This is a genomic window from Streptomyces sp. NPDC055078 (assembly GCF_053607985.1).
The window spans coordinates 1-2,491 of sequence record NZ_JBSGUP010000916.1 but is presented as its reverse complement, the minus strand read 5'-3'; the positions used below and the strand labels follow the sequence as shown (position 1 = coordinate 2,491).

Here is a 2,491-nt window from a genome sequence, read left to right as displayed (position 1 = left end):
CGGCAGATCAAGGGCTTCGCGTCCACGGGTGGCGTCGCCCCGGGGGAGGCGATCGACTTCCACATCACGGTGGACCCGCCGCAGCAGTTCTCCGTCGACGTCTACCGCATCGGGCACTACGCGGGCGACGGCGCGTCCAAGATCACCACCAGCCCCCGGCTCGCGGGCATCGTCCAGCCGCCCCCGCTCACCGCCAACCGCACGGTCTCCTGCCACCACTGGTGGCTCTCCTGGCGGCTCCAGATCCCGTCGTACTGGTCGATCGGGGCGTACGTCGCCGTCCTCACCACCGCCGACGGCTACCGCTCCCACATCCCCTTCACCGTCCGCGACGACCACCCCGCCGATCTGCTCCTGCTCCTCCCGGACATCACCTGGCAGGCGTACAACCTCTATCCCGAGGACGGCCGCACCGGCGCGAGCCTTTACCACGCCTGGGACGACGAGGGCCGGCTCCTCGGCGAGCGGGACGCGGCCGTCACCGTCTCCTTCGACCGGCCGTACGCGGGCGCCGGCCTGCCCCTCCATGTCGGGCACGCCTACGACTTCATCCGCTGGGCCGAGCGGTACGGATACGACCTCGCGTACGCGGACACCCGCGATCTGCACGCGGGCCGTATCGACCCCACCCGCTACCGGGGCCTGGTCTTCCCCGGCCATGACGAGTACTGGTCGGCCCCCATGCGCCGGATCGCCGAGTCCGCCCGCGACCACGGCACCTCGCTCGTCTTTCTCTCCGCCAACACCATGTACTGGCAGGTGGAGCTGGGCGCATCGCCCTCCGGCGTACCCGACCGGCTGCTCACCTGCCGCAAGCGCCGGGGCCCGGGGAAGCCCGCGCTCTGGCGGGACATCGACCGCCCCGAACAGCAGCTCCTCGGCATCCAGTACGCGGGCCGGGTGCCCGAGCCGCACCCCCTGGTCGTACGGAACGCGGGCCACTGGCTCTGGGACGCGACCGGCGCGGGCGACGGCGACGAACTGCCGGGGCTGGTCGCGGGCGAGGCCGACCGTTACTTCCCGCGCACCTCGCTCCCCGAACACCAGCGGCGCATTCTGCTCGCCCACTCCCCGTACCGGGACGGCAGGGGCGCGACCCGCCACCAGGAGACCTCCCTGTACCGGGCGCCGTCCGGGGCGCTGGTCTTCGCCTCCGGCACCTTCGCCTGGTCCCCGGCGCTCGACCGGCCGGGCCATGTCGACCCCCGCATCCAGCGCGCGACGGCCAACCTCCTCGACCGGATCTGCAAGCGCGACTAGACCAGCCCGGCCCCACCACCGGCCAGGCCCGGCCCGGCCCCACCACCGGCCAGGCCCGGCCCGGCCCCACCACCGGCCAGGCCCGGCCCGGCCCCACCACGGCCAGGCCCGGCCCGGCCCCACCACGGCCAGGCCCCCGGCCCGGTCGCCCCCGGACAGCCCGCCCGACGACGGAAGCACCCGCATACGGAAGAATCGGTACCACTTCGTCAGAACCACGGGGAGGAACCGTGTCCGGATTCGTTGAAAAGCCCGAACCGCTTCAGGTGCCGGGTCTGGTGCATCTGCACACCGGCAAGGTGCGCGACCTGTACCAGAACGAGGCCGGGGACCTCGTCATGGTCGCCAGTGACCGCATCTCCGCCTACGACTGGGTGCTGCCCACCGAGATCCCCGACAAGGGACGGGTGCTCACTCAGCTCTCCCTCTGGTGGTTCGACATCCTCCAGAACCTCGTCCCCAACCATGTCCTGTCCACCGAACTGCCGCCGGGCGCCCCCGCCGACTGGGCGGGCCGCACCCTCGTCTGCACCTCGCTGCGCATGATCCCCGTCGAGTGCGTCGCCCGTGGCTATCTCACCGGCTCGGGCCTGGTCGAGTACGACGAGACCCGTACGGTCTGCGGCCTCGCGCTCCCCGAGGGGCTGACCGACGGCTCGGAGCTGCCCGGCCCGATCTTCACGCCCGCCACCAAGGCCGCCGTCGGCGACCACGACGAGAACGTCAGCTACGAGGAGGTCGCCCGCCAGGTCGGCGCGGAGACCGCCGCCCTGCTGCGGCAGACGACCCTGGCGGTCTACGGGCGGGCCCGGGACATCGCCCGCGACCGGGGCATCATCCTCGCCGACACCAAGTTCGAGTTCGGCTTCGACGGGGACGGCCTCGTCCTCGCCGACGAGGTGCTCACCCCGGACTCCTCGCGGTTCTGGCCGGTCGCCGGCTGGGAGCCGGGCCATGCCCAGCCCTCATACGACAAGCAGTTCGTACGCGACTGGCTGACCTCGCCCGCGTCCGGCTGGGACCGCCGGAGCGAGCAGCCGCCGCCCCCGCTCCCGCAGGAGATCGTCGACGCGACCCGGGCCAAGTATCTGGAGGCGTACGAACTGCTGACCGGCACGCCCTGGACATAACAACCAGGGCACACCGCCCACGCCGTGAACGGGACGCACCCCCGCACCGGGACAAACGGTGATGGACGACAAAGGCCCCGGTCCTGTGGAGGACCGGGGCC

Annotated in this window: 2 protein-coding genes; both read left to right on the top strand. The window is 72.4% G+C overall.

Annotated elements, in window-relative coordinates:
* On the top strand, nucleotides 1–1,260 hold a 1,260-nt coding region (locus ACWF94_RS38545; protein WP_453499643.1), incomplete at its 5' end, for a N,N-dimethylformamidase beta subunit family domain-containing protein.
* A 230-nt stretch (nucleotides 1,261–1,490) separates the two neighbouring features.
* The gene (locus ACWF94_RS38540; protein ID WP_453499641.1) at nucleotides 1,491–2,390 is read left to right on the top strand and encodes a phosphoribosylaminoimidazolesuccinocarboxamide synthase; all 900 of its coding nucleotides are present in this window, start codon (nucleotides 1,491–1,493) and stop codon (nucleotides 2,388–2,390) included.
* Nucleotides 2,391–2,491: the final 101 nt, after the last annotated feature.